Here is a 209-nt window from a genome sequence, read left to right as displayed (position 1 = left end):
GACAACTGCGAGGTGACGATCACGGAAACGATCACGGGCAACGTCAACAGCTGTGGTGTGGGTAGCTTCACGCGGACCTTCACGGCCACCGACGGGCAGGGCCTGACCAACGTACAGGTCTGCCAGCAGCGGATCACGGTTTACGGCATCCACGACTACCGGATCACCTTCCCGACGGACGAAGAGGGCACCTGCGCCGAAGTTCCGGA

The 209-nt window shown here is 62.2% G+C and carries 1 protein-coding gene; it reads left to right on the top strand.

Annotated features, from left to right (window positions below; all coding sequences use genetic code 11):
* A partial coding sequence (locus H9S92_RS00135) for a hypothetical protein (protein ID WP_187464705.1) occupies window positions 1–209 on the top strand: 209 nt, incomplete at both ends.

This window comes from Neolewinella lacunae, from assembly GCF_014349155.1.
Taxonomy (GTDB): Bacteria; Bacteroidota; Bacteroidia; order Chitinophagales; family Saprospiraceae; genus Neolewinella; species Neolewinella lacunae.
The sequence above is the reverse complement of the archived record's forward strand: the minus strand, read 5'-3'. Positions and strand labels throughout refer to the sequence as shown.